The sequence below is a fragment of the Streptomyces sp. O3 genome, assembly GCF_054788135.1.
The window spans coordinates 1-24,697 of record NZ_JBTVYK010000052.1; the positions used below are offsets into that span (position 1 = coordinate 1).

Consider the following 24,697-nt stretch of genomic DNA (forward strand, 5'->3'; position numbering starts at 1 on the left):
CCGCCGGGTCCGCCGGGGCCGCCGGGTCCGCCGGGGCCGCCGGAGCCCGGCCGTCCGTCCGGCGCTGCCGCCGCCCTGCCCTGGTTCACGCCGGACACCGCACGCCCCGAAGCCGCACCGCCCGCACCGCCCGCACCGCTCTCCGCACCGTCCGATGACCACCCGACGGCACCAGGAAAGAGGCGAGAGATGTGATCACGCGTCGGAGAGCGCGCGGAGCGAGCGCGGCGGGAGTCGCGCTCATGCTCGGCGGCGCCGGAATCCTGCTGGCCGCGACGCCCGCGCAGGCCGCCGAGGTCTCGTACGCCACCGAGTGCGTGCCGCCCCCGATATCCGGGCTGCCGCCGGTCCAGGGCACCACCACGGTGGACATCGTGGCACCGGCCGAGGCGAAGGTCGGCGACGAGGTGGAGGTGGTCTGGAAGACGGTCGAGGCCGCGTCGAAGAACCCGGACGTGCTCGACCTGGACGAGGACACGGTCAAGCCGACCGGTGTGCTCAAGGTGACCGGGGCGCAGACCGCGGACCTGGCGATGGAGGGCGAGCGCGAGAACCCGCCGATCCCCAAGAACAGCCCGATGGTCCTGTCCGACATGAAGGCCACGCTGACCCTGACGGCCGCGGGCGAGGTCACGCTGACCCCGGACGCGTACGAGATCAACGTCAGCAAGCCGATCTCGACGGACACCAAGTGCGCCCCGACCGAGGAGGTCGAGGCCGCGGCGACGATCAACGTCACGGCGAGCGACGGCGGCACCGGGGGCGACACGGGCGGCACCGGCGGCGACACGGGCGGCGACACCGGCGGGACCGGAGGCGACACCGGAGGTACGAGCGGGGGCGGCGACGACGGCGGCACCACCACGGGCGGCACCAGCGGCACCACGGGCGGGACCAGCGGGACCGGAGGCGATACGGGCGGCACCAGCGGCGGTGGCGACGGTGAGACCGACTTCCCCGGCAAGGAGGTCACCGTGGCCTTCGCCTGCGAGTCACCGGGCCCCGCCGCCATCGAGTCCGCCGTGACCGTCAACGCCAAGAAGAACGGCGGAAGTTACGACCTCACCGTCGACACCGCCGACGGGGTGATGGACAGCCCGGCCCCGCTCCCCGCGAACGCCCTCACCCCGTCCATGGACGTGACGGTCGGCGGCGACGACGAGGGCACCGTCAAGGTCACCGGACCGGCCAACGCGGAGCCCCTGGAACAGGGCAAGCCGGTCAACCTGCCCGACATGACGGGAACGTACAAGCCGGGCGCCACCGGAAAGGCCACCCTCGCCCCCGGCACGCTCACGATCAAGGTGTCGCTGGGCGGCCAGGACATCACGATCCCGTGCGAGGTCCAGGGTGAGGCCGCCGTGTCCCTGCAACTGGACGTCGAAGACGAGGGCGGCGTGACGGGCGGCACTACGACCGGTGGCACCACGACTGGTGGCACCACGGCCGGTGGCACCACCACCGGCGGGACGGCCACCGGCGGCACAGCGGGCGGCCCCAGCTCAAGCGGCAGCGGCAGCAGCAACGGCGGCCTCGCCGACACCGGCGCCGCCGACAACGGCGCCCTGCGCGCCCTCGCCCTGGTCGCGGGCACGGTGATCCTGCTCGGCGGCGCGGTCTTCACGTTCCTGCCGAGGCGACGCCTGCGCTGAGGTACACGCGACGCGAAAGGGCCGCCGCACCGACCGGTGCGGCGGCCCCTTCAACCGTACGAAGCGCGCGTCAGTGAACGCTGCCCATCAGGGCCTGCACCTTCTTGCGGTACATGTAGATCGCCACACCGGCGGCGACGGCCAGCGCGGCCTGCGCCGCGATCACGCCCGTGCCGTTGAGGTCGACGCCCGCGATGGACAGCAGCCCGGTGGTGCAGTCACCGGCGGTGACGGACAGGAACCAGACGCCCATCATCTGCGACGCGTACTTCTGCGGCGCCATCTTGGTGGTCACCGAGAGGCCGACTGGCGACAGGCACAGCTCGGCGATGGTCTGGATCATGTAGATCGAGACCAGCCACATCGGGCTGACCTTCGACCCGTCCGACGCCAGGCCCATCGGCACGACGAAGACGAAGAACGAGCCGCCGATGAAGACCAGCGCCATCGCGAACTTCACGATGGTGTTGGGCTCCTGGTTCTTCCGGGCCAGCCACAGCCACAGCCAGGCGAAGACCGGGGCCAGCGCCATGACGTACAGCGGGTTCAGCGACTGGTACCAGGTGGCCGAGAAGCTGATGCCCAGCACCGAGTCCGCGGTCTTGTCGTCCGCGAACAGCGACAGGGTCGAGCCGCCCTGGTCGTAGATCATCCAGAAGATGGCGGCGGCCACGAAGAACCAGATGTAGCCGTTCAGCTTGGACTGCTCGGCCGTGGTCAGGTCCTTGTCACGCTTGATGCGGGTCAGGACGGCGACCGGGATGATCAGACCGGCCAGGGTCAGCGGGACCAGGGCCCAGTTCAGGGTGAACACGCCCAGCGCCACGACCAGGCCGTAGACGACGGCGACGATGACCGCGACCAGGGCTGCCTTCCCGAGGATCGCCTTCCGCTCCTCGGCGGAGAGCGGGTTGGGGACCTGGCTGCTCTTGGGGTCGAGGCTCTTGCTGAAGCCCAGGAAGATGGCCAGTCCCAGCGCCATGCCGACCGCGGCGAGCGCGAAGCCGAGGTGCCAGTTGACTTCCTTGCCGACCGTGCCGATGACCAGCGGGGCGGCGAAGGCGCCGAGGTTGATGCCGATGTAGAAGAGCGTGAAGCCGCCGTCCCGGCGCGGGTCGTCCGGGCGGTTGTAGAGGTGCCCGACCATCGTGGAGATGTTGGCCTTCAGCAGACCCGAGCCGACCGCGACCAGTACGAGTCCGAGGAAGAACACGGCACGGCCCGGAATCGCCAGCGCGAGATGACCAGCCATGATCACGAAACTGGCGATGGCGACGGTCTTGCGGGCGCCCCAGACACGGTCGCCGAACCAGCCGCCCGGCATGGCCATCAGATAGACCGTCGACGCGTAGACCGAGTAGATGGCCACGGCCGTGGCGGACTTCATGGCCATGCCGCCGCCCTGGCTGCCCACGGCGGCGTCGGTGCCGCCCGAGACCAGGTAGTACACGAGCAGGGCGCGCATTCCGTAGTAGGAGAAGCGCTCCCACATCTCGGTGAAGAAGAGAGTGGTCAGGCCGCGGGGGTGGCCGAGGAAGGTCCTCTCGGTGCCAGGGGTACTGGCCGAGTCCTTCGTCAGGCTGGACGCCATGGTCGTTCCTGTTCGCTCGGGGGCGCACACGCACAGATCAAGATTGTCGATCGTGTTATGCGCATAAAAGAGACCTTCGGCAGTCAGAGCGAGCCAAAGGTCTCGACATACGGATTTACGCGTTCGCACACCATACGGCACGCCAATGTGCCATTTGGAAGAGTATGAGAGATGGATCACAGGAGGTTTTGGAACCGCTCCGTGTAATCGAAGGTAACTGATCGATTTTCCTCATAGAGCCGCAGGTCTTACCGAGCGCCCTCCGCCGCCGCGGGCTCGCGGACTACCATCACCCCATGACCCGTGTACTGCTCGCCGAGGACGACGCGTCCATCTCGGAGCCGCTGGCCCGCGCACTGCGCAGGGAGGGTTACGAGGTCGAAGTGCGCGAGGACGGGCCCGCCGCCCTGGACGCCGGTCTGCAGGACGGCATCGACCTGGTCGTACTCGACCTGGGGCTGCCCGGCATGGACGGCCTGGAGGTGGCCCGGCGGCTGCGCTCCGAAGGGCACACCTTCCCGATCCTGGTGCTCACCGCGCGCGCGGACGAGGTGGACACCGTCGTCGGGCTCGACGCGGGCGCCGACGACTACGTCACCAAGCCGTTCCGGCTGGCCGAGCTGCTCGCCCGAGTGCGCGCCCTGCTGCGCCGCGGCGCGGCCGAGCCGACCCCGCCGCCCGCCACCCACGGCGTACGGATCGACGTCGAGTCGCACCGCGCCTGGATGGGCGACGAGGAGCTCCAGCTCACCGCGAAAGAGTTCGACCTGCTGCGGGTCCTGGTACGGGACGCGGGCCGGGTCGTCACCCGCGAGCAGCTGATGCGCGAGGTCTGGGACACCACTTGGTGGTCGTCGACCAAGACCCTGGACATGCACATCTCCTGGCTGCGCAAGAAGCTCGGCGACGACGCCGCCAACCCGCGCTATATCGCCACCGTGCGGGGCGTCGGCTTCCGCTTCGAGAAGAGCTGACCCCCGAGCGGAGCCGCCCCCCTCCGAGTAAAGCCGACCCCGAGCAGAGCCGCCCACCGAGCAGAGCCGAGCCGAGAAGCCCATGCGCCGCCGCCTCATCACCTCCACGCTGGCCGTGGTGCTCGTCGTGATCTCCGTCTTCGGGGTCTCCGTGGCGCTCGTGGAGACCCGGACGATCACCAGCGCCGCCCAGGACCGGGTGGAGTCCGAGGCGCTGCGCCTGGTCTCCATCGTCGACAGCCGGATGATCGGCGACGCCCGGATCACCGCGGGCATCCTGCGGGACCAGGTCGGCGGCGACCGCTACGCGCTGATCGAGATTCCGGGCCAGCCCGCCATCGAGGTCGGCGGCAAGCCGGGCGGCGAGGTCATCCAGGCCGTCGTACAGGGCGAGCAGGGCGAGACCGTCACGGTCCAGGAGCCGCGCTCCACGGTCACCAGGGAGGTCGGCCGGGTCCTGCTGGTCGTCGGCGGGGTCGCGCTGCTCACGGTCGTCGCCGCGGTCGCGCTCGCGGTGCGCCAGGCGAGCCGCCTCACCTTGCCGCTGACCGACCTCGCCGAGACCGCCGAGCGCCTCGGCTCCGGCGACCAGCGCCCGCGCCACAAGCGGTACGGAGTGCCGGAGCTGGACCGGGTCGCGGACGTCCTGGACAACAGCGCCGAGCGGATCGGGCGGATGCTCACCGCCGAGCGCCGCCTGGCCGCGGACGCCTCGCACCAGCTCCGTACGCCGCTGACCGCGCTGTCGATGCGGCTGGAGGAGATCACGCTCACCGACGACCCGGAGACCGTCAAGGAAGAGGCGACCATCGCGCTCGCCCAGGTCGAGCGGCTCACCGACGTCGTCCAGCGGCTGCTCACCAACTCCCGAGACCCGCGCACCGGCTCCGCCGTCCCGTTCGACCTGGACGAGATCGTCAAGCAGCAGATCGAGGAGTGGCGTCCGGCCTACCGGGGCAAGGGCCGCGCCATCGTCAGCTCGGGCAAGAAGGACCTGAAGGCCGTGGGCACGCCGGGCGCGGTCGCCCAGGTGCTGGCCGCGCTGATCGAGAACTCCCTGATGCACGGCGGCGGCACGGTCGCGCTGCGCACGCGGGTCACCGGGAACCAGGTGGTGGTCGAGGTCACGGACGAGGGCCCCGGCGTGCCGTCCGAGCTCGGCGCGCGGATCTTCGAGCGCACCATCAGCGGCCGCAACTCCACCGGGATCGGTCTCGCGGTGGCGCGGGACCTGGCGGAGGCGGACGGCGGGCGGCTGGAGATGCTCCAGACCAAGCCGCCGGTGTTCGGGCTGTTCCTGTCCCGCAGTACGACGCCGCCCGGCGGGTCCGCCACGGCGAAGGAGCCCCCGACCGTCAGATGACCCGCTGGCGGTCGGATGACCTGCCTGGGGTCAGGTGACCCGCTCGCGGTCGGGCCGCGTCAGGAACGTTTCCGCGTCCGCGGACGGCAGCGCCCGGAACACCCAGGTGCGGTAGGACCAGAACCGGAAGAGCGTCGCGACCGCGATGCCCAGGAACTTGAAGACGTTGCTCTGCAGCGGGCTGTCCCAGCCGAACCCGTAGGTCGCGGCGAACAGCACCCCGTTCTCGATCACCAGGCCGACCGCGCTGAACACCAGGAAGAGCGTCATCTCACGGGTCCGGCCGCTCTTGTCGCGGTCGCGGTAGGTGAAATACCGGAACCCTATGTAGTTGAAGCAGATCGCGACCACCGTCGCCGCTATGGAGGCCCGCACGACCGGGATCTCCGTGGTGCCCCGCAGCAGATTGAAGACGCCCAGGTTGACCAGGATGCCGAGGCCGCCCACCGCACCGAACTTGACCACCTCCCGCAGGAGCCGGCCGAGTCTTTCCCGCAGGGGGAGGTGCTGCGTCATGGTGTGGGCTCAACCCCGTCAGGTCGGAATGCCGGCGCTTCGCCGATGGCACGTCGATTCGTCGACCCGATCCATGGTAGCCAGCGCTCACGACAGCCGCCTCAGGCGTCTCCCAGGCCCCGCTCCGGCCTGGGGACCCGGCCCCCGCTCCGGCCCCCCCCGCTCCGGCCCCGATCCGGCCTCGTCGCTCCCTACGAACCGGGGGCTCGTTCTTACCTACGACGCGGACGCGGATACCCTGGACGATGTGACGTTCCCGGTAGTCGGCATGGTCGGCGGGGGGCAGCTCGCTCGTATGACACACGAGGCGGGCATCCCGCTCGGCATCAGATTCAAGATCCTCAGTGACACCCCCCAGGACTCGGCGGCCCTGGCCGTCGGCGACGTCGTCGTCGGCGACTATCGCGACCTGGACACCCTGCGCGCGTTCGCCCGTGGCTGCGATGTGATCACCTTCGATCACGAGCATGTGCCCACCGAACACCTGCGGGCCCTGGAGGCGGACGGCATCCCCGTGCGCCCCGGCCCGGACGCGCTGGTGCACGCCCAGGACAAGGGCGTGATGCGCGCCCGCCTCGACGAGCTCGGCGTGCCGTGTCCACGCCACCGGATCGTGCGCGACCCGGACGACGTGGCGGCCTTCGCGGCCGAGGGCGCGGGCTTCCCTGTGATCCTCAAGACGGTCCGCGGCGGCTACGACGGCAAGGGCGTGTGGTTCGTACGATCCGCCGAAGACGCCGCCGAGCCGTTCCGCGCCGGAGTGCCGGTGCTCGCCGAGGAGAAGGTCGACTTCGTCCGCGAACTGGCCGCGAACGTCGTGCGCTCCCCGCACGGCCAGGCCGTCGCCTACCCCGTCGTGGAGTCCCGGCAGGTCGACGGCGTCTGCGACACCGTGATCGCCCCCGCGCCCGGCCTGCCCGACGCCCTCTCGCTCCAGGCCCAGGAACTCGCCCTGCGCATCGCCAGCGAACTCGGCGTCGTCGGCCACCTCGCCGTCGAACTCTTCGAGACCCGCGACCCCGACGGGTCCCCCGGCATCCTCGTCAACGAGCTCGCCATGCGCCCGCACAACTCCGGCCACTGGACCCAGGACGGCGCGGTGACCTCCCAGTTCGCCAACCACGTACGCGCCGTGCTGGACCTCCCGCTCGGCGACCCGCGCCCCCGCGCGAAGTGGACCGTGATGGCGAACGTCCTGGGCGGCGATTACCCGGACATGTACGCCGCGTACCTGCACTGCATGGCCCGCGACCCGCAGCTCAAGATCCATATGTACGGCAAGGACGTGAAGCCGGGCCGCAAGGTGGGCCACGTCAACACCTACGGCGACGACCTGGACGACGCCCTGGAGCGCGCCCAGCACGCGGCCGGCTACCTGCGAGGAACGATCACCGAATGAGCACAAGCCCCCTGGTCGGCATCGTGATGGGCTCCGACTCCGACTGGCCCGTCATGGAGGCGGCCGCCGAGGCGCTCGCCGAGTTCGAGATCCCCTATGAGGTCGACGTCGTCTCCGCGCACCGCATGCCGCGCGAGATGATCGCGTACGGCGAGGACGCGGCCGAACGCGGCCTCAAGGCGATCATCGCGGGCGCCGGGGGCGCGGCCCACCTGCCGGGCATGCTCGCCTCGGTCACCCCGCTGCCGGTGATCGGCGTCCCGGTCCCGCTGAAGTACCTGGACGGCATGGACTCCCTCCTGTCCATCGTCCAGATGCCCGCCGGGGTCCCGGTCGCCACGGTCTCGGTCGCGGGCGCCCGGAACGCGGGCCTGCTCGCGGCCCGGATGCTCGCCGCGCACGACGCCGAACTCCTCGCGCGCATGCGGGAGTTCCAGCAGGACCTGAACGACCAGGCGACCGAGAAGGGCAAGCGGCTGCGCGCGAAGGCCGACGGCAACGCCTCCTTCGGCTTCGGGAAGTGACCGCCGCCATGACGGCCACGTCCCGCGAGCGGTACCTCACCCAGGCCCGCGAACTCCTCGCCGAATCGCCGGTCGCCGACGGCCACAACGACCTGCCCTGGGCACTGCGCGAACAGGTCGGCTACGACCACGCCCAGCGCGACATCGCCACCGACCAGAGCGCCCACCTGCACACCGACCTCGCCCGGCTGCGCGCGGGCGGCGTCGGCGCGCAGTTCTGGTCCGTCTACGTCCGCACCTCGCTCACCGGCGACGCGGCGGTCAGCGCCACGCTGGAACAGATCGACTGCGTCGACCAGCTGCTCGCCCGCCACCCGGACGCGCTGGCGCCCGCGCGCACCGCCGACGACATGGACAAGGCGCGAGCCGAGGGTCGCATCGCCTCCCTCAAGGGCGCCGAGGGCGGCCACTCCATCAACAACTCGCTGGCCACCCTGCGCGCCCTGCACACCCTGGGCGTCCGCTATCTGACGCTCACCCACAACGACAACACCGACTGGGCGGACTCGGCGACCGACGCCCCACGGTCCGGCGGCCTGTCGCCGTTCGGCCGCGAGGTCGTCCGCGAGATGAACCGCACCGGCATGCTGGTGGACCTCTCGCACGTCGCGGCGACGACGATGCGCGACGCCCTGGACACCTCCACCGCGCCGGTGATCTTCTCCCACTCCTCGTCCCGAGCGATCTGCGACCACCCGCGCAACATCCCGGACGACGTCCTGGAGCGGCTGCCCGCGAACGGCGGCGTGGCGATGGCCACCTTCGTCCCCAAGTTCATCCTCCCGGCGGCCGTGGAGTGGACCGAGCGCGCCGACGCCAACCTGCGCGCGCACGGCTTCGACCACCTCGACACCACCCCCGCGGCGATGGCGGTGCACACCGCGTTCGCGGCGGCCAACCCGCGCCCGGTCGCCACCGTCGCCACGGTCGCCGACCACCTCGACCATATGCGCGAGGCCGCGGGCATCGACCACATCGGCATCGGCGGCGACTACGACGGCACCGCCTTCACACCGGACGGCCTGGACGACGTCTCCGGCTACCCGAACCTGATCGCCGAGCTGCTGCGCCGCGCCTGGTCCCCGTCCGACCTCGCCAAGCTCACCTGGCACAACGCGGTCCGGGTGCTGCGCGCGGCCGAGGACGTGGCCCGCGACGAGTCCGCCCGCCGCGCACCGTCCCACGCGACGCTCACGGACCTGGACGGCTGAACGGCGCGGCGGTCGCAAGGGGGGCGTCGACAGCCACACGGCCAGCCCTCAGCCCTAGTCAAGCCCCTCCGCCGCGTGCCGCTCGCGCAGCTCCTTGATGGCGCGGCGGCGGGCCAGCCGGTGCGTGCGGCGGATCTGCGCCTCCTGGTACCGGCGCTGGTCGCGCTCGGTCTCCGGGATCACCGGAGGCACCGTACGCGGCTTGCCTTCGGTGTCCACGGCCGCGAAGACCAGATAGGCGGAGCCGACCTGGGTGGCCGGGGTCGACTCGTTCCAGCGCTCGGCCAGCACCCGCACCCCGACCTCCATGGAGGACCGGCCGGTCCAGTTCACCTGGGCCTTCACATGCACCAGGTCGCCCACCCGCACCGGTTCGAGAAAGGCCATCTCGTCCATCGACGCGGTGACCGCGGGACCTTCGGAGTGGCGTCCGGCCACCGCGCCCGCGGCGTCGTCCACCAGTTTCATGATCACACCGCCGTGCACGGTCCCCAGCAGGTTGGTGTCGCTGTGCGTCATGATGTGGCTGAGCGTGGTCCGGGAAGCCGCGGTGGGCTTGCCCGGAAGGTCCGAATCCGGAGCGGAGGCCTGATCTGTCATACGGTCCACCCTAAGCCGGGCCGGACACGCGGCCGCATTGCACCAGCTCTGCAACAGCCGTGCCCCGAAATCCCACCGGCCCTTGCGGAGCGGCTCGACCGGCCCGGCACACTGGTTCCCATGAACGATTGGCCCGAAGGGTGGACCGGCGACGGCGGTCAGGGATACGGCCGCGGCAGCGCGAGCGCGCGGCCGGAAGGCGCCCGCGTGATGCGCTACGTCCAGCGTGCCGCCCGCCCCGCCGCACCGCCGCGCCAGGTGCCCGCACAGCCCGCGTACGGCCAGCAGGACCCGTACGACGGCTACAACACGGGCCAGGTCTACGGCACGCCGACCGGAAACCGAGGCGGCGACGGCGGCGGAAAGGCCCGCACCGGCAGGCCCGCACCGAGGTCGGCCCCCGACTGGCGTCGCCGCATCAAGATCGGCGCGCTGGCCCTCACCGTCGTCGTCCTCGCCACCACCATCGGCACCTACTTCTGGGCGGACTCCCAACTCAACCGAGAGGTCGACCTCTCCAAGGTCATCGAGCGCCCCGACGGCGGCAAGGGCACCAACTACCTGATCGTCGGATCCGACAGCCGCGAGGGCCTGTCCGCCGAAGACCGCAAGCGGCTGCACACCGGCTCGGCCGAGGGCAAGCGCACCGACTCGATGATGATCCTGCACGTCGGCGACAACGGGAACACCATGATCTCGCTGCCGCGCGACTCCGACGTCCGGATCCCGTCCTTCAAGGGCTCGGACTCCGGCAAGCTCTACCCGGCGAAGGCGGGCACCACCAAACTCAACGCCGCGTACGCCGAGGACGGCCCCGAGCTGCTGGTGCGCACCGTCGAGCACAACACCGGACTGCGCATCGACCACTACGCGGAGATCGGCTTCGGCGGCTTCGCCAGCATCGTGGACGCGGTCGGCGGGGTCGAGATCAAGATCGACCAGCGGATGAAGGACAAGAAGTCCGGCTCCGACTTCGAGCCGGGCACGCACCGGCTCAACGGCGAACAGTCCCTGGCCTTCGTACGCCAGCGCTACGGCCTGGCGGGCGGCGACCTGGACCGCACCAGGAACCAGCAGAAGTTCCTGTCCGCCCTGGCCAGCCAGACCGCGACCCCCTCAACCGTCCTGAACCCCTTCAAGCTCTACCCGACGATGGGCGCGGGCCTGGACACGCTGATCGTCGATAAGGACATGGGGCTGTTCGACCTGGCCGAGATGTTCTGGGCCATGAAGGGCGTCACGGGCGGCGACGGCACCTCGATGAACATGCCGATCTCCGGCAGCAAGGGCTCCAACCTGGTCTGGGACAAGGCCAAGGTCAAAACCCTGGTGGACCAGCTCAACAACGACGAGAAGGTCACCGTCAACTGACCGGCGCTCAACAAGCGCACAAACAGAACGGATGCCCGGCCGGATCCGAATAGACCCGCCAGGTACGCGACCGGTCATCGGCGTCCAGGACCTTCGCGCCGAGCGCGAGCACCCGCTCCTCGGCCGCGTCCAGATCGTCCACGGTGAGATCGATGTGGAACTGCTGCGCGCCGTCGGTTCCGGGCCACTTCGGCGGTACGTACTCGAGCACCTGCTGAAAGTCCAGGCGGGTGCCCTCGTACCCCCGAAGAGTGACCCAGTCCTCCTCGCTCCCGTCCTCGATCGTGCCGCCCAGGACGGCGGCGTAGAACCCGGCGAGCGCACGCGGGTCGGGACAGTCGAGCACCACCGCGCCCAGCTTGGCAACAGCCATGACAGCCTCCTCACAACAGAGTCACCGCAACGGTTACCACACCTGGACACCGAGGCATACACACGAGACCGCCCCACCGGCGGGGTGGACGCACGACGCGTGAATCGGCTCCACCGGCCGGGGTGGACGCACGACGCGTGAATCGGCCCCACCCGGCGGGGTGGACGCACGACGACGTGAGGGGCACGGCGGGGGTGCGCGCGGAGCGCCGCCTGTCACCACCGGGTTCCGTAACCACCACCGGGTGAGCGTTCGGCGTGAGCACGTACCCCCGGTGGGCCCCCGCCCCACAACGCACAGACCGCGCCCGGCCCGCCACCCAGCCCAAGACACCACGCCCAACGGGCACCCCAGCCAGGGGGCGCACCCCAGCCGGGGGAGGGGGCGCACCCCAGCCAGGGGTACGGCTCAGTCGCCGCGCGGCCCAGCGGGGCCGGGCCGGGCCCGTACCCCCTACGCCGCCGGACGCCCCATCGCGCGATACGTCCAGCCCGCCGCACGCCACCGCACCGGATCCAGCGTGTTACGCCCGTCCAAGAGCACCCGCTCCGCCACCACGGCCCCCAACGCCACCGGATCCAGCTCCCGGAACTCACGCCACTCCGTGAGATGCAGCACCACGTCCGCCCCCCGCGCCGCGTCCACCGCGCTGGCCGCGTACCCGAGCGTCGGAAAGAGCTGGCGCGCGTTGTCCGTGCCCTTGGGGTCGTAGACGGTGACCTGACCGCCCTGGAGGTGAATCTGCCCGGCGACGTTCAGCGCGGGCGAGTCGCGCACATCGTCCGAGTCCGGCTTGAACGTCGCGCCGAGCACGGCGACCCGCTTCCCCAGGAAGGATCCGCCCCCGACGGCCTCCCGCGCCAGCTCCACCATGTGCCCCCGCCGCCGCATGTTGATCGAGTCGACCTCGCGCAGGAACGTCAGCGCCTGGTCCGCCCCCAGCTCACCCGCCCGCGCCATGAAGGCCCGGATGTCCTTCGGCAGGCAGCCCCCGCCGAACCCGATCCCGGCCCGCAGGAACTTGCTCCCGATCCGCTCGTCGTGCCCGATCGCCTCCGCGAGCTTGACGACGTCGCCGTCCGCGGCCTCGCACACCTCGGCCATGGCGTTGATGAACGAGATCTTGGTCGCGAGGAACGAGTTCGCGGAGGTCTTCACCAGCTCAGCGGTCGGAAAGTCGGTCACGATGAACGGCGAGCCTTCGCCGATCGGCGTCGCGTACACCTCACGCAGCAGCTTCTCGGCCCGCTCGCTCCGCACGCCGACCACGAGCCGGTCCGGATGCAGGGTGTCCCGCACGGCGAAGCCCTCGCGCAGGAACTCCGGGTTCCAGGCCAGCTCGGCCCCGTCCCCGGCGGGCGCGTTGTCCCGCAGTACCCGCTCAAGCCGCGCCGCGGACCCGACCGGCACGGTCGACTTCCCGACCACCAGCGCGGGCCGCTTCAGATGCGGCGCGAGCGAGGCGAAGGCGGCGTCGACATAGCTCATGTCGCACGCGTACTCACCGTGCTTCTGCGGCGTGTTCACACAGACGAAGTGGACGTCGCCGAACTCCCCGACCTCCTCCCAGGAGGTGGTGAAGCGCAGCCGCCCGCTCGCCCCCGGCAGCCCGGCCACATGCCGCCCGAGCAGCTCGTCGAGGCCCGGCTCGTACATCGGGACCTTCCCGGCCGAGAGCATCTCGATCTTCTCGGGCACGACATCGAGCCCGAGGACCTCGAACCCCAGCTCCGCCATGGCCGCGGCATGCGTGGCACCGAGATAGCCGGTACCGATCACGGTGATCTTGAGGGCCATGCGGAAGCTCCTGAACAGGTACGAGCGCGGACTGCGCGCCCGAGCATATCCGGGCTGTCGCGAAGGTCACGCGGCGGTGACATAGGCGACTCGGACTCCGGCCCTCTAAAATTGAGGTTACTTAACGGTAGTTAGCAGTACCGCACCTTTGGGAGTGAGAGACTTGGCGGGTTCGACCGACTTCGACCTGTACCGCCCGGCCGAAGAGCACGACATGCTCCGGGACGCCGTCCGCTCGCTCGCCGAGGCGAAGATCGCGCCGTTCGCCGCCGAGGTGGACGAGGAGGCCCGTTTTCCGCAGGAGGCGCTCGACGCCCTCACGGCGAACGACCTGCACGCGGTGCACGTACCGGAGGAGTACGGCGGCGCGGGCGCCGACGCGCTCGCCACGGTCATCGTGATCGAGGAGGTGGCCCGCGTCTGCGGCTCGTCGTCCCTCATCCCCGCGGTGAACAAGCTCGGCTCGCTCCCGGTGATCCTCTCCGGCTCCGATGACCTGAAGAAGAAGTACATGACCCCGCTCGCCAAGGGCGACGGCATGTTCTCGTACTGCCTCTCCGAGCCGGACGCGGGCTCGGACGCGGCGGGCATGAAGACCAAGGCGGTACGCGACGGCGACTACTACGTCCTGAACGGCGTGAAGCGCTGGATCACCAACGCGGGCGTCTCCGAGTACTACACGGTGATGGCGGTCACCGACCCCGAGAAGCGCTCGAAGGGCATCTCCGCGTTCGTCGTCGAGAAGTCCGACGAGGGCGTCTCCTTCGGCGCGCCGGAGAAGAAGCTCGGCATCAAGGGCTCCCCGACCCGCGAGGTCTACCTCGACAACGTCCGCATCCCCGCCGACCGCATGATCGGCGCGGAGGGCACCGGCTTCGCCACGGCGATGAAGACCCTGGACCACACCCGCATCACCATCGCGGCCCAGGCGCTCGGCATCGCCCAGGGCGCTCTCGACTACGCCAAGGGCTACGTCCAGGAGCGCAAGCAGTTCGGCAAGCCGATCGCCGACTTCCAGGGCGTGCAGTTCATGCTCGCCGACATGGCCATGAAGATCGAGGCCGCCCGCCAGCTGACGTACGCGGCCGCCGCCAAGTCCGAGCGCGGCGACAGCGACCTCACCTTCCAGGGCGCGGCCGCCAAGTGCTTCGCCTCGGACGTGGCGATGGAGGTCACCACGGACGCCGTCCAGCTCCTCGGCGGCTACGGCTACACCCGCGACTACCCGGTCGAGCGCATGATGCGCGACGCGAAGATCACCCAGATCTACGAGGGCACGAACCAGGTCCAGCGCATCGTCATGGCCCGCAACCTCCCGTAACGGAAACCTGCAACAGGCCAGCGAGCGGCCCCGGCCCGTCCTTTCGGGCCGGGGCCGCTCGCGCTTTGCGCTTACGCCTCAGGGCCGATAGGCGCTGAACGGCACGGCGCTCGCCAGGGCGAGATCCCGCCACGCGAGATACTTTCCCATATCCGGGTTCTGGATGAGTTCGCGGTTGATCTGCGTTCCGTCTGAACGGAAGTTGAGGTGCACGACCGTCGATTCGTCGAACATCCAGAAGTCCTGTTCGGGAAGTCCGGGGTTCGGCCGGTCAGTCAGATCGATGATTTGGTAGTTCTCCCCGGCAGCGACGTTTCCAGGTATGCCCCATGCGAAGAGATACTGGCTGGACGGCGTGAGCGGTAGGCGCACAACCTTGGCACGGGTCATCGTCCGCCCTGCCGCCACGTGTTCTCTGATCGTCTGGTGCCACGACGCGTTGAAGCCGTCCGGCTTGTCAGCTCCGGCGAGGAAGGCGCGAAGCGTCTCAGCCTCGGCGGGCATGGTGTACGTCTGGTGCACTTCGAGCCGGAAGGCAGAACGCTTGAAGCCGCGGAAGTACGCGTCCCAATCGTCTCCGTCCACGAGTACTGGGCTAGATCCGTCCACGGGCACGGGCGGCCTCCTTCAGGGTCACGGCCCGGCCTGTTCCAGGCTGGGTCTTCTCTGGTCAGTGGACTTACCGCAATGGGCAGTCCAGTTCTGGCACGGCGCGATTCGGGGAGCAGCACACCAGGGCTAGGGACAGGAACGCGGGGCGTTCGAGGTAGCAGCCGTATGTGACGTCCCCGCCCCAATCCAGCTGCTCTGCGGCGGAGTTGACGAGTGTCGCCAGGCGCGTGCTGTCGCGCCCCGACTCGGCGGCGAACCGGGGCGCATACTCGGCGAGCCGTTCCCCGAGCCAGGCCGCCGCCTCCTTTGGCTCCGCCCAGGTGCCGCGTACCAGCTTGCCTGGCTTGACCAGCCAGTACGCCGTTTCCAGCGGCGGCAGATCCACGACAGGGAACTCCGCCTTCGCCTCCTTGTACCGCTGGATCAGCTCTGGACTCCCGTCGGCCGGAGGCGGATCAGAGTACGGCGGCCGCCGCAGCGCCTCATCGTCAAACCGTTGCTTGGGGCCGGTCCACAGATAGCCATGGTGGTGCAATGGCCATCCCCTTCCAGGGAGTTGGAGAGGAGCGGAACCGGCCGGATTCCGCACCTACGGGGGGGAACGGAACTCAGCCGGGTCAGGGCGAGATCAGACGGAGAGCCCGAACGTCGCCGGGTCGATACCAGCCGCGTCCAGCTCGGCCGTGGTGAACCTCAGCGGCGTCATGTCGGGCCGCTTGCTGTCCGCCAGCACCCACGCGTCCTCGCCGATACGCGACAGGGTCACGCACCCTTCGGTGCACGGGCCACCGCACGCCTTGCTGAGCACGGCGGAGTCGGGGAGAGGGAGGTCGTACAGGTCGTTTGCGGGCATGGCTCACCTTCCGTTGCAGGACCAAGTGGAGGTGGCAGGCTCAGAGCCAGCTGGGTCCGTCCTTTGGAACCACGGTCACTCCGGCACCGAATACCAGGGCACTGCCCCGCAGCGCCCCACGGAGAACTGACCTAACGTCACCCAACGCGTCAGCCAGGTTGTCACGCAGCAGTTCCGCCTCGGAGGGCAAAAGGACCATTTCCGTGTCTGCCACGTGCCGACCGTTCTTCGTCAGCCACACCGGGACTCTGACGTTCCCGGCGTCGTCCTTGTACGCCGGACGACTCGGGATCGGGTCCATCCGCCATCCCCTCGGGGCCTTCTGTCTGTCGTTCTTCGGTTCGGTCGGCATGGGTACATCCTCGGACTACCAAGAGGGAACCTCCAGCCTGTTTCCTGTTACCTCAAGAATTCGTCCCGGATGCCAGACGCAAAGGCCCTCATTTCTCTGCCCGTGACAGCCACGCTCTCGAATCCGTCGAACTTTCTCACGTATACCTCAACGTCTCTGGGCTCGCTAGTTGTCACCTCAGCGTGCGGGATTTCGATGATGGCTAGGTTATTATCGAAGAGAACAAACGAGGAGTTAGGGAGATCAGTCATGGATGCTGACAGGGGGACGATCCCAATGCTCACGTTAGGAATTCTGGACATGGCGATGAGCTTGTCTAGCTGTGCCGCCAGCATTGCAGGTGGGACGATTTGCCACCTAAGCGCGGACTCTGTGATCACGAAACGGAATTTGCGAGTGGTGTCGTAAAGTGCTTCCTGGCGAAGTAGGCGTGCGCCCATCATCTTCTCCAAGACTCCATCGGTGTAGTCATGCCTGCCAAGAACTGCACGGGCGTATTCTGGGGTCTGGAGCAGGCCAGGAATGCAGACGGGCTGAAAGAGTCGCATAAGGCTTGTCTGAGCCTCCATGGCCCTGATTTCGCCCTGGTGCTTGTGGATCCCTGTGCGGCGGTAGATGCGCCATGCCGTGGCCTCGGTGGCTGCCTTGCGTGCCGCTTCAGTGAGTCGGGCCTGGACTTCCTCGGAGACATCCAAGGCCGCCAGAATGCGCTCTACGTCGATGAGGCTCGGCGTGAGTACCTCGTTCTCAATCTTGCTGAGCTTGCTTGGGGACATGACAGCGCTACGGGCGACTGCCTTAGCCTGCTTCCCACTGGCTTCCCGCAATTCCCGTAGCGCCCGGCCGATATTTATGTTGCTCACGCTGGCTTGTGCTGCCTCCACCAGTCACGAAATGGGGCAGCATTATTCATAGCCGAGTCCCGATGCTCTATCCATTCGTGAGCTTGTCGATCGGGGATCAGCTCAGCTCCCAGGAACTCTCCGTCGTCGCTGTACCGCATAGTCACGACGGTGCGCTCATCGAACATCCAGAAGTCTGGCACTCCCTCTAGTGGGTTCGGCTGCTCTGTGGTGTCGAGGATGAAGAATTCTTCCCCGGCTTCCTGGTTACGGACATAACCCCACCCGAGCTCAAAGCGGAGGTAGTCGCTCAAGGGACGGGAAAGGATGTGAACCCGGTACATATGCCTACCAGTCTGCGTAGCGTCCTGTACAGTCCTGACCCAACCAGCCGACTTGTACTCTTCCGGTTGAGGCTTGCCAGTCAAGAAGGCTTGATAAGCCTCGACGCCACCCGACTTGCTGTAGTCGTCCAGAGTTTCCAGTCGGAACGCTTCCCGCTGAAATTCACTGAAGAGGTTCCCGAAGTCTTCAGGCGAGATGTTCACGGGCCACCCTCAGAAGCAGGGACATGGGGACACGAACGGCGGTTTCGTTGTTCGGTAGCTGCATGGTGGTGAGTGCTTCCTCGTCGTCCACCTTGAAGCCCTGCACTAAGACGTTCTCGGTGCCCTCGATTACCCACACGGTCGGGCACGGCCCCGCGTCGCACTCGCTTGCAAGCTGGTTGAGCTTCACCGGCTGCCCCCTTGCGTAGGTTGCTGTCCGGTTCGATCCTCTCGACGCTGCGACAGACGGGTCAAGGTGGCCCAGTTGAGAGAAGAGGAAACTCGGCACGGTAGCCCACATGCCGTAACCGCGAAGGGGGAGCCGCCTCGTCCCTGGATGCCCAAGTGATCAACAAATGACTCTTCAGCACGGTCGCCACACTGCGGGACGCGCGCGCACCCGGCGGAGTCCTTGCAATCCTGAGCTGCTATCCCGAGAAGGTGCCTCTCGACTGGGCGTGGGGCCTGACAGCCGTGCCCGTCAACGCCGCCGCCAGGCTCGCCGTCGCCTCGGCGGACACTGATGTTCTGGCGCTACCTGTTGGTCTTCCGTAACAGAACCTGACCGCAGCCATACATCCGGTCCACCTCTGCGGACACGGCCGATGCGCCTGCCGGACTCGACATATCCGCGTACGTTCGGGTGCACCCCTGTAGTCACGCACGCAGCTCGAACCAGGTGACCTTGCCCGGTCCGGGTGGTGCCGCGCGGCTGCCCCAGGCCTGGGCGCAGCGGCTCACCAGGAGCAGGCCGCGCCCCTGCTCCCGGCTGGGGTCGTCGCCTGGGCCCGTGGGGCGGGGCAGCGCGCCGCTGCCGTCCTGGACGCTGATGTGCAGCGTGCCGTCGCCCCGCCAGGCCACGCGCACGGTGACCGGTGCGGCGGCGTGGCGGTAGGCGTTGCCGCAGAGTTCGCTGGTCAGCAGCTCGGCGGTGTCGACGAGCCCGGTGAGGGTGTGACGGGTGAGGATCGCCCGCACGGTGCCACGGGCGACGCCCGCGCCGATCGGGCTGCGCGGGAGCGTGAGGGAGTACTCCCAGACGTCGGCTGGGGGGTGTGCGTCGTCGGGCGGTGGCGAGAGGCGTTCGTGCATAGCTGGACTCCCTTGCGGTGGGAGGGGCTGATGGGGCACGCACGCTCATGCGGTGGCGGTGTCCCCGCCGCGTGGCGCGCGGCGGGGGTGCTCTTCCGGGGGCATGAGAGGGCGTGGGTGAGCGCTCTTCTCCGAAGGTAGCCAGAGATCTGGAATGGAATCCGGCCCGTCGAGCTGAGAGCGCTGCTCCACGCCTATGGCGCGGACGGCGACGAAACCCTTGTCCGGGTGCTTATGGAGATGGCGCGAGAGGGACGGCGTCGCAACTGGTGGAATCGCTACGGCGACGTGCTCAGCGGCGGGTTCGCCGACCTCGTCGAGCTGGAGTCGAAGGCGGTGGCCCTGCACTCGTGGGAGACCATCCTGGTGCCCGGCCTGCTCCAGACCCCTGACTACATGCGGGTTCTCTTTCGGCAAGGCCGACTCGATACCTCCGAGGGAGAGTTGGAAGAGCACGTACGTGGACGGCTGCACCGGCAGGAACTCCTGGGCGAGGGCGGAACGGCGCCGGAGCTATGGGGCGTCCTCTACGAAGCCGTGTTGCACGGGAAGTTCGGCGGGCCGGACGTCATGCGTGACCAGTTGCAGCACCTCGCGCACATGGCTCAGCGCGACCAAGTGACCGTCCAGGTGCTCCCGTACACCGTGGACTCCCATCGCGGAGTGAACGGGCCTTTCGGAATCGTCGGCATGCCTGAACCGGGGATGGACGTGGTACGCACGGAGACGGCCCTCTCCTCGCTGTACGTGGAGGACGAGGGGCAAGTCTCCGCGTATAAACTCATGTTCGACCAGCTGCGGGCCGCGGCCCTCGGCCCCGGACCGTCGCTGACCCTCATCCAGGAGCGGGCTCAGCGACTTTGAGCGTGAGTGAGGTGCGCGTGCCAGGACTGGTGTGGCAGAAGTCCAGCTTCTCTGGTGACGACGCCAACAGGGATTGCGTGGAGGTCGCCGCCCCCCATAGCGGAACGCTCCTGCTCCGTGAGTCCGACGCCCCGGACGTCGTGCTGCGCGCCGCGCCCACGTCGCTGCGGGCTCTGCTGCGGGCCGTGCGGTCGGGCGGGGCCGCCCGCCCGGTCTAGGCGACCGGGCGGGCGGCTCAGTCGCAGACCACCTGGTCGCCGGTGACCGCGTCGAACTCGCCGCGGTGGGACTCCCTGGCCCGTACCCGCGTGACCTTCTCGAAGTCGGCGCCCGCGATGACGCGCAGGACCGGGCCCTGGTTCTTCACCTCGCGCAGTTCGCTGCCGGGCAGGGCCGTGGCCAGGGACTTCGCCGAGCGGTCCCAGCGCGGGTCGTAGGCCACGACCGTGCGGCGTACGTCGCGGCGCTCCGCGTTGCCGGGGGCCTTGGTGGTCTGGAAGCCGGTGGCGCGCAGGGCGGCGTCGACGCGGCCCGCCAGCCCCGGCGTCTTGGTGCCGTTGTCGACCTGGACGCGGATCCGCCGGGGGGAGACGTCCACGGGGACGACGGCGCTCTTGACTCTGAGCGGGGTCAGCGGGCGGTCTTCGCGCAGGGTCTGGAAGAGTTTCGCGGACTTCGCCGGGTCCCACTTCAGGGTGGTGCCGACGCCCTTGAGCTGATGGCGCTCCGAGCTGAGCGGCACCGTGGTGAACTCCGACGAGGAAGGGGAGAAGCCGCGCATCGCCCGGCCGAGGTCGAGCATCTGGTCGGTGCCGAAGCGCTTGTCCGCGCGGACCGAGCCGAGCACGGTCTTGGTGACGTCGCGGAACTTCACCGGGTTGAGCAGCACTCCGGAGGAGGTCGTCTTCGCCACGAGAGCGGCCAGGAAGCGCTGCTGGCGGCGCACCCGGTTGAGGTCGGAGCCGCCGTCGGCGTAGCGGGAGCGTACGTACTGCAGGGCCTGGCCGCCCGACAGTTCGTGGGTGCCCGCGGCCAGGTCGAGGCCGGTGTGGGAGTCCTTCAGGGGCTCGGCCGTGCAGATCTCCACGCCGCCGACCACGTCCACGGTCTTCATGAAGCTGGTGAAGTCGACTTCGAGATAGTGGTCGATCTTGAGTTTCGTCATGCGTTCCACGGTGCGCACCGTGAGGTTCGGGCCGCCTTCCGCGTACGCGCTGTTGAGCTTGAGCGGGTGGGCCTTGTGGTGCTCGCGCGAGGTCTGGTCGGTGTGCGCGGGGGCCACCGCGTAGGAGTCCCTGGGCAGGCTGACGACGCTGGCGCGGCGGCGGTCGGCCGACAGGTGCACGATCATCATCGTGTCGGTGCAGTGGCAGGGCGCGCCGCCCAGATAGTACTTCTGGCGCTCCTCCTCGCTGATCTTGTCGCGGCCGTCGGTGCCGACCAGCAGGACGTTCAGGCCGCCGCCCGCGCCCGGCCGGTTCTTCATGTCCTTGAACGGGTCCACTCGGGCGATGTCGGTGTTCAGCGACGTCACCAGGGCGTGCCCCGCCCCGGCCACGGCGAGCACCAGCATGGAGAAGGCGGTCACCACCCGCCTGGCCCAGCGGGGCCGCCCCCGCGCCGGTCCGCGCCGCGCGGCCGGGGGCCGTCCTGGCCGTCCCGGCCGTCCCGGCTGTCCCGGCCGCCGGGTCCTGGCGGGTCCTGGCGGCCTCGGCGGCCGGGCGGGGGAGCGGGGCGGCTGGGGCACGTGGGGCACCTCGGGACACCTCCGCGGGAACCTGGAAAGGGCGCCGGAACCTGAGACCGAACCTGAGAACCGTACGTCCATACAAGATGCGCACCGCTGCGGCGACCGGGCGGCACGCGCCGGGTGTCCCCCGTTCGCGGTAACGTGACGTCCGATGAGCGAGAAGTCTGACGTGCGGCGCGCCCCCGTGCCGGCGTCCACCCCCGAGTCGGCGTCCACCCCCACGCCCGTGTCCGTGATCATGCCGGTCCTCAACGAGGAGCGGCACCTGCGGAGCGCGATCCACGCGATCCTCCAGCAGGAGTACGCGGGTGAGCTGGAGGTGGTGATCGCGCTCGGCCCGTCCACGGACTGCACCGACGAGATCGCCGCCGAGCTGGTACGCGAGGACTCGCGCGTCCACACCGTCCCGAACCCCACCGGCCGCACCCCCGCCGCACTGAACGCCGCCATCAAGGCGTCCCGGCACCCGGTCGTGGTGCGGGTCGACGGGCACGGCATGCTCTCGCCGAACTACATCGCCACCGCCGTACGCCTCCTGGAGGAGACCGGCGCGCAGAACGTCGGCGGCATCATGCACGCCGAGGGCGAGAACGACTGGGAGCGGGCCGTCGCTGCCGCGATGACCTCGAAGATCGGCGTCGGGAACGCCGTCTTCCACACCGGCGGCGCGGCGGGCCCCGCCGAGACCGTCTACCTCGGGGTGTTCCGCCGCGAGGCCCTGGAGCGGCAGGGCGGCTACAACGAGGAGTTCATCCGCGCCCAGGACTGGGAGCTGAACTTCCGCATCCGCGAGGCGGGCGGCGCGATCTGGTTCTCGCCGGAGCTGCGCGTCTCCTACCGGCCGCGGCCCAGCGTGCGGGCGCTCGCCAAGCAGTACAAGGACTACGGGCGCTGGCGGCATGTCGTCGCCCGCTACCACGAGGGCTCGATCAACCTCCGCTACCTCGCCCCGCCGACCGCCGTGTGCGCGATCGCGGCGGGCCTGGTGGCGGGCGCGCTGGTCACCCCCTGGGGCCTGGTGGTGCCGGGCGGCTATCTGGCCGCGATCGTCGCGGGGTCGGTACCGGCGGGCAAGGGGCTGTCGCTGAAGGCGCGCGCGCGGATCCCCGTCGCCCTCGCCACCATGCACATGTCGTGGGGCTGGGGCTTTCTGACCAGCCCGCGCTCCCTGGCCAGGAAGGTCATCGCCGCGCGGCGGCCCGCGGTGCGCGCGGACCGCCCGGCGTCGTCGTAGGCGCGTCCTGCTCCTGCTCGCGTCCTGCTCCTGCTCCTGCTCCTGCTCCTAGTCCTACTCCTGCTCCTACTCCTGCTCTTGCCCTGGCTCCTTCTCCCAGGTGAAGGACGGGTCGACGTGCATGCAGTCCTTGTCGTTCGCGCCGTTGCGCAGCTCCGCCGACTCCGGCGCCTTGTCGTCGGCCCTGTCCTCCTCATCGGACTCATCGGACGCCTTGGGCAGGGCGTCGCCCTCCCGCCAGTCCGCGCCCACGACGAGCGTGACGCCCGTGACGTCCGTCGACCGCCGCACCGAACTCAGCGGCAGGCCGATGGCCTTGGCGACCGCCTGGGCGTCGCCCTCCAGATCCGATGTGGGGTAGCTGATGCCCGTCTTCTCCTGGCCCGGCGCCGTCCCGGCGTCCGCCGCGGCCAGCGTGTAGCCCTTGCCCGCCAGGAGCCCGGCCACCGCGGTCGCCCGGCCGCGTACTGGGGCTTCGGTGTCGGTCCGGGTGCCGTTCCGGACCAGTACGCCCAACTCCGCGGGCGCCGCGGCCGGGTCGTCGGAGAGCTTCTCCGGCGTCGCTTCCGGCTTCTTCTTCGGCTTGTCCTTGCCGTCCAGCGCGATGTCCTCGCGGATCAGCCGGAACAGCTGCTCGGCCTCGCCCGGCTTGGGTTCGACGCGGTTCTTGTCCACGATCGCGTACTGCCACGGCATGGTCGTCATCGAGATGCGCTTCGGCTTGACCTTCTTGAGCTCGTTCCCCAGGTCGACGAGCTTGTTGACCGTGTCGAGGCCCTCGTCGACCTCCAGGACGTCGATGGCCTTCCGGCCGAGGTTGAGCAGCTTGCCGGGGTTGGACAGGGTCGCGTTCTCGCGCAGCTCGCGGACCATGGCGTTCATGTACATGTGCTGGGCCTTGGCGCGGGCGATGTCGGTGCCGTCCTCGAACCCGTAGCGGGTGCGCAGCCACTGCAGGGCCTGCTCGCCCTTGACCTTGGTGGTGCCCTTCTCCAGCTTCAGCCCGGAGCCCTTGCCCGTGCTGGTGTGCGAGTAGATGTTGGCGTCCACACAGACCGGTACGCCGCCGATCGCGTCGGCCATCGTGACCACCCCGGCGAAGTCGAGCTTGATGAAGTGGTCGATACGGATGTCCGTCAGCTGCTCCCAGGCGGCGACCGTGCAGGCGGGCCCGCCGCGGCCGAGGCTCCGGTTCGTCATCACCCGGCCGGTGGTGGGCGGGATGACGTCGCCGGTCTCCGGGTCCCGGCACTCGGGCATCCGCACCAGCGTGTCGCGCGGCATGCTGACGACCGACATGTTGCTGCGGTCCGCGGAGAGGTGCAGCAGCATCTGCACGTCGGCCTTGGCCGGGGCCCCGAAGGTGTCCTTGGCGCCGCCGAGCTTCTGGTTCGCCTCGGAGTCCCGCGCGTCCGAGCCGATCAGCAGGATGTTCAGCGGCGTCTGGCCCGCGGCGTTGGGGGTGTGCGCGGCGGCGCGGCCGTCCTCGTCGGGCATCGGCGAGGTCTTGATCCGGTCGTTGAGGTGCTGGAGGTAGAGGTATCCGCCTCCGGCCGTGCCGAGGACGACCGCCGCGGTGACCGCCGCGACCCACAGGAGTATGCGGCCCTTACGGCGTCGGGGCCTGGCCCCGAGGCGTCTTCCCCGCGCCGACGGCGGCGCGCCCGCGCCCTTCGCCCCCGACTCCCCGGCGCCGCCCCCGCGCGCGTCCGGCTGGTCCCGGTCTACGGCACGGGCCCCGTGCCCGCCCCGATTCCTGCTCTGCTGTGCCTGCGCACTGCCTCGCCCCACGCCATGCCCTCCCCGAGCTACGGCCGTCCCCCGCCCCGGCCGTCCCCGCTTGTGGCGGGGAGCGACC

At 69.6% G+C, this 24,697-nt stretch carries 26 protein-coding genes and 1 pseudogene; 12 read left to right on the top strand and 15 right to left on the bottom strand.

What is annotated here, in order from left to right:
• Positions 1 to 195: pseudogene (locus ACX6XY_RS23510) on the top strand (hypothetical protein); the annotation flags it as partial.
• Positions 196 to 242: 47 nt separating this feature from the next.
• Positions 243 to 1,652 carry a hypothetical protein gene (locus ACX6XY_RS23515; protein WP_460334203.1) on the top strand — a complete coding sequence of 470 codons (1,410 nt, stop codon included), beginning with the start codon at positions 243 to 245 and terminating at the stop codon, positions 1,650 to 1,652.
• A 70-nt stretch (positions 1,653 to 1,722) separates the two neighbouring features.
• On the opposite strand, the gene ACX6XY_RS23520 is transcribed toward ACX6XY_RS23515, so the two are convergent.
• Positions 1,723 to 3,243, bottom strand: a complete 1,521-nt coding sequence (locus tag ACX6XY_RS23520; RefSeq protein ID WP_460334206.1) for a peptide MFS transporter — start codon at positions 3,241 to 3,243, stop codon at positions 1,723 to 1,725.
• A gap of 296 nt (positions 3,244 to 3,539) precedes the next feature.
• On the opposite strand from ACX6XY_RS23520, the gene ACX6XY_RS23525 reads away from it, so the two are divergent.
• Both ACX6XY_RS23525 and ACX6XY_RS23530 read left to right on the top strand, forming a co-directional pair.
• Positions 3,540 to 4,217, top strand: coding sequence for a response regulator transcription factor (locus ACX6XY_RS23525; RefSeq protein WP_460334209.1), 678 nt, complete (start codon positions 3,540 to 3,542; stop codon positions 4,215 to 4,217).
• Between the two features lie 82 nt (positions 4,218 to 4,299).
• Positions 4,300 to 5,580: an ATP-binding protein gene (locus ACX6XY_RS23530; RefSeq protein ID WP_460334211.1), complete on the top strand. Its 1,281-nt coding sequence runs from the start codon at positions 4,300 to 4,302 to the stop codon at positions 5,578 to 5,580.
• 30 nt (positions 5,581 to 5,610) lie between these two features.
• Here the strand turns inward: ACX6XY_RS23530 and ACX6XY_RS23535 are convergent, their stop codons facing one another.
• On the bottom strand, positions 5,611 to 6,096 hold the full coding sequence (locus ACX6XY_RS23535; protein ID WP_460334214.1) for a GtrA family protein: 486 nt from the start codon (positions 6,094 to 6,096) through the stop codon (positions 5,611 to 5,613).
• A gap of 247 nt (positions 6,097 to 6,343) precedes the next feature.
• Here ACX6XY_RS23535 and ACX6XY_RS23540 point away from each other — a divergent pair, with 247 nt between their 5' ends.
• Genes ACX6XY_RS23540 through ACX6XY_RS23550 form a run of 3 tightly spaced genes read left to right on the top strand, consistent with a single transcriptional unit; the run spans position 6,344 to position 9,230 of the window.
• Positions 6,344 to 7,495, top strand: a complete 1,152-nt coding sequence (locus tag ACX6XY_RS23540) for a 5-(carboxyamino)imidazole ribonucleotide synthase (protein ID WP_460334217.1) — start codon at positions 6,344 to 6,346, stop codon at positions 7,493 to 7,495.
• Entirely contained in the window at positions 7,492 to 8,019 is a 528-nt protein-coding gene (gene purE / locus ACX6XY_RS23545; RefSeq protein WP_460334220.1) for a 5-(carboxyamino)imidazole ribonucleotide mutase, read from the top strand. The genes ACX6XY_RS23540 and purE overlap by 4 nt, the downstream gene beginning before the upstream one ends.
• Positions 8,020 to 8,027: 8 nt before the next feature.
• Positions 8,028 to 9,230: a dipeptidase gene (locus tag ACX6XY_RS23550; RefSeq protein ID WP_460334222.1), complete on the top strand. Its 1,203-nt coding sequence runs from the start codon at positions 8,028 to 8,030 to the stop codon at positions 9,228 to 9,230.
• A gap of 54 nt (positions 9,231 to 9,284) precedes the next feature.
• Here ACX6XY_RS23550 and ACX6XY_RS23555 read toward each other — a convergent pair whose 3' ends face one another.
• Positions 9,285 to 9,830 (bottom strand): acyl-CoA thioesterase, encoded by a 546-nt coding sequence (locus ACX6XY_RS23555; protein WP_460334225.1) that lies wholly within the window; start codon positions 9,828 to 9,830, stop codon positions 9,285 to 9,287.
• A gap of 120 nt (positions 9,831 to 9,950) precedes the next feature.
• On the opposite strand from ACX6XY_RS23555, the gene ACX6XY_RS23560 reads away from it, so the two are divergent.
• A complete protein-coding gene (locus ACX6XY_RS23560) occupies positions 9,951 to 11,201 on the top strand; it encodes an LCP family protein (RefSeq protein ID WP_460334228.1) in 1,251 nt (416 codons plus the stop codon).
• Positions 11,202 to 11,208: 7 nt separating this feature from the next.
• Here ACX6XY_RS23560 and ACX6XY_RS23565 read toward each other — a convergent pair whose 3' ends face one another.
• Positions 11,209 to 11,574 (bottom strand): VOC family protein, encoded by a 366-nt coding sequence (locus tag ACX6XY_RS23565; RefSeq protein WP_460334231.1) that lies wholly within the window; start codon positions 11,572 to 11,574, stop codon positions 11,209 to 11,211.
• 453 nt (positions 11,575 to 12,027) lie between these two features.
• The gene (locus ACX6XY_RS23570; RefSeq protein WP_460334234.1) at positions 12,028 to 13,371 is read right to left on the bottom strand and encodes a UDP-glucose dehydrogenase family protein; all 1,344 of its coding nucleotides are present in this window, start codon (positions 13,369 to 13,371) and stop codon (positions 12,028 to 12,030) included.
• A 163-nt stretch (positions 13,372 to 13,534) separates the two neighbouring features.
• Here ACX6XY_RS23570 and ACX6XY_RS23575 point away from each other — a divergent pair, with 163 nt between their 5' ends.
• Positions 13,535 to 14,692: an acyl-CoA dehydrogenase gene (locus ACX6XY_RS23575; protein WP_460334237.1), complete on the top strand. Its 1,158-nt coding sequence runs from the start codon at positions 13,535 to 13,537 to the stop codon at positions 14,690 to 14,692.
• 78 nt (positions 14,693 to 14,770) lie between these two features.
• On the opposite strand, the gene ACX6XY_RS23580 is transcribed toward ACX6XY_RS23575, so the two are convergent.
• The 8 genes from ACX6XY_RS23580 to ACX6XY_RS23615 form a co-directional block, all read right to left on the bottom strand.
• Positions 14,771 to 15,277, bottom strand: a complete 507-nt coding sequence (locus ACX6XY_RS23580) for a DUF6879 family protein (RefSeq protein ID WP_460334240.1) — start codon at positions 15,275 to 15,277, stop codon at positions 14,771 to 14,773.
• A 94-nt stretch (positions 15,278 to 15,371) separates the two neighbouring features.
• The gene (locus tag ACX6XY_RS23585; RefSeq protein ID WP_460334244.1) at positions 15,372 to 15,839 is read right to left on the bottom strand and encodes a hypothetical protein; all 468 of its coding nucleotides are present in this window, start codon (positions 15,837 to 15,839) and stop codon (positions 15,372 to 15,374) included.
• Positions 15,840 to 15,932: 93 nt separating this feature from the next.
• The gene (locus ACX6XY_RS23590) at positions 15,933 to 16,157 is read right to left on the bottom strand and encodes a DUF397 domain-containing protein (protein WP_460334247.1); all 225 of its coding nucleotides are present in this window, start codon (positions 16,155 to 16,157) and stop codon (positions 15,933 to 15,935) included.
• 40 nt (positions 16,158 to 16,197) lie between these two features.
• Entirely contained in the window at positions 16,198 to 16,509 is a 312-nt protein-coding gene (locus ACX6XY_RS23595) for a hypothetical protein (RefSeq protein ID WP_460334250.1), read from the bottom strand.
• A gap of 47 nt (positions 16,510 to 16,556) precedes the next feature.
• Complete coding sequence (locus ACX6XY_RS23600) at positions 16,557 to 17,372, bottom strand: helix-turn-helix domain-containing protein (RefSeq protein ID WP_460334253.1); 816 nt, start codon at positions 17,370 to 17,372, stop codon at positions 16,557 to 16,559.
• Entirely contained in the window at positions 17,369 to 17,899 is a 531-nt protein-coding gene (locus ACX6XY_RS23605; RefSeq protein WP_460334257.1) for a DUF6879 family protein, read from the bottom strand. The genes ACX6XY_RS23600 and ACX6XY_RS23605 overlap by 4 nt, the downstream gene beginning before the upstream one ends.
• The gene (locus ACX6XY_RS23610; RefSeq protein WP_460334260.1) at positions 17,883 to 18,089 is read right to left on the bottom strand and encodes a hypothetical protein; all 207 of its coding nucleotides are present in this window, start codon (positions 18,087 to 18,089) and stop codon (positions 17,883 to 17,885) included. Before ACX6XY_RS23610 ends, ACX6XY_RS23605 begins: the two co-directional genes overlap by 17 nt.
• 467 nt (positions 18,090 to 18,556) lie before the next feature.
• On the bottom strand, positions 18,557 to 18,991 hold the full coding sequence (locus tag ACX6XY_RS23615) for an ATP-binding protein (RefSeq protein ID WP_460334263.1): 435 nt from the start codon (positions 18,989 to 18,991) through the stop codon (positions 18,557 to 18,559).
• Positions 18,992 to 19,225: 234 nt separating this feature from the next.
• On the opposite strand from ACX6XY_RS23615, the gene ACX6XY_RS23620 reads away from it, so the two are divergent.
• Complete coding sequence (locus ACX6XY_RS23620; protein ID WP_460334326.1) at positions 19,226 to 19,855, top strand: DUF5753 domain-containing protein; 630 nt, start codon at positions 19,226 to 19,228, stop codon at positions 19,853 to 19,855.
• A 17-nt stretch (positions 19,856 to 19,872) separates the two neighbouring features.
• Positions 19,873 to 20,073 (top strand): DUF397 domain-containing protein, encoded by a 201-nt coding sequence (locus tag ACX6XY_RS23625; protein WP_460334266.1) that lies wholly within the window; start codon positions 19,873 to 19,875, stop codon positions 20,071 to 20,073.
• A gap of 17 nt (positions 20,074 to 20,090) precedes the next feature.
• On the opposite strand, the gene ACX6XY_RS23630 is transcribed toward ACX6XY_RS23625, so the two are convergent.
• Entirely contained in the window at positions 20,091 to 21,602 is a 1,512-nt protein-coding gene (locus ACX6XY_RS23630) for an LCP family protein (RefSeq protein ID WP_460334269.1), read from the bottom strand.
• A 154-nt stretch (positions 21,603 to 21,756) separates the two neighbouring features.
• Here ACX6XY_RS23630 and ACX6XY_RS23635 point away from each other — a divergent pair, with 154 nt between their 5' ends.
• On the top strand, positions 21,757 to 22,839 hold the full coding sequence (locus ACX6XY_RS23635) for a glycosyltransferase family 2 protein (protein WP_460334271.1): 1,083 nt from the start codon (positions 21,757 to 21,759) through the stop codon (positions 22,837 to 22,839).
• Between the two features lie 66 nt (positions 22,840 to 22,905).
• On the opposite strand, the gene ACX6XY_RS23640 is transcribed toward ACX6XY_RS23635, so the two are convergent.
• Positions 22,906 to 24,630 carry an LCP family protein gene (locus ACX6XY_RS23640; protein WP_460334274.1) on the bottom strand — a complete coding sequence of 575 codons (1,725 nt, stop codon included), beginning with the start codon at positions 24,628 to 24,630 and terminating at the stop codon, positions 22,906 to 22,908.
• Positions 24,631 to 24,697 lie beyond the last annotated feature (67 nt).

Bases quoted from the DNA above. Each gene is read 5' to 3' on its own strand.
- ACX6XY_RS23515 (WP_460334203.1), top strand. From the start codon at position 243: ATGCTCGGCGGCGCCGGAATCCTGCTGGCCGCGACGCCCGCGCAGGCC.
- ACX6XY_RS23520 (WP_460334206.1), bottom strand. From the start codon at position 3,243: ATGGCGTCCAGCCTGACGAAGGACTCGGCCAGTACCCCTGGCACCGAG.
- ACX6XY_RS23525 (WP_460334209.1), top strand. From the start codon at position 3,540: ATGACCCGTGTACTGCTCGCCGAGGACGACGCGTCCATCTCGGAGCCG.
- ACX6XY_RS23530 (WP_460334211.1), top strand. From the start codon at position 4,300: ATGCGCCGCCGCCTCATCACCTCCACGCTGGCCGTGGTGCTCGTCGTG.
- ACX6XY_RS23535 (WP_460334214.1), bottom strand. From the start codon at position 6,096: ATGACGCAGCACCTCCCCCTGCGGGAAAGACTCGGCCGGCTCCTGCGG.
- purE (WP_460334220.1), top strand. From the start codon at position 7,492: ATGAGCACAAGCCCCCTGGTCGGCATCGTGATGGGCTCCGACTCCGAC.
- ACX6XY_RS23550 (WP_460334222.1), top strand. From the start codon at position 8,028: ATGACGGCCACGTCCCGCGAGCGGTACCTCACCCAGGCCCGCGAACTC.
- ACX6XY_RS23555 (WP_460334225.1), bottom strand. From the start codon at position 9,830: ATGACAGATCAGGCCTCCGCTCCGGATTCGGACCTTCCGGGCAAGCCC.
- ACX6XY_RS23560 (WP_460334228.1), top strand. From the start codon at position 9,951: ATGAACGATTGGCCCGAAGGGTGGACCGGCGACGGCGGTCAGGGATAC.
- ACX6XY_RS23565 (WP_460334231.1), bottom strand. From the start codon at position 11,574: ATGGCTGTTGCCAAGCTGGGCGCGGTGGTGCTCGACTGTCCCGACCCG.
- ACX6XY_RS23570 (WP_460334234.1), bottom strand. From the start codon at position 13,371: ATGGCCCTCAAGATCACCGTGATCGGTACCGGCTATCTCGGTGCCACG.
- ACX6XY_RS23590 (WP_460334247.1), bottom strand. From the start codon at position 16,157: ATGCCCGCAAACGACCTGTACGACCTCCCTCTCCCCGACTCCGCCGTG.
- ACX6XY_RS23595 (WP_460334250.1), bottom strand. From the start codon at position 16,509: ATGCCGACCGAACCGAAGAACGACAGACAGAAGGCCCCGAGGGGATGG.
- ACX6XY_RS23615 (WP_460334263.1), bottom strand. From the start codon at position 18,991: ATGCACGAACGCCTCTCGCCACCGCCCGACGACGCACACCCCCCAGCC.
- ACX6XY_RS23620 (WP_460334326.1), top strand. From the start codon at position 19,226: ATGGAGATGGCGCGAGAGGGACGGCGTCGCAACTGGTGGAATCGCTAC.
- ACX6XY_RS23635 (WP_460334271.1), top strand. From the start codon at position 21,757: ATGAGCGAGAAGTCTGACGTGCGGCGCGCCCCCGTGCCGGCGTCCACC.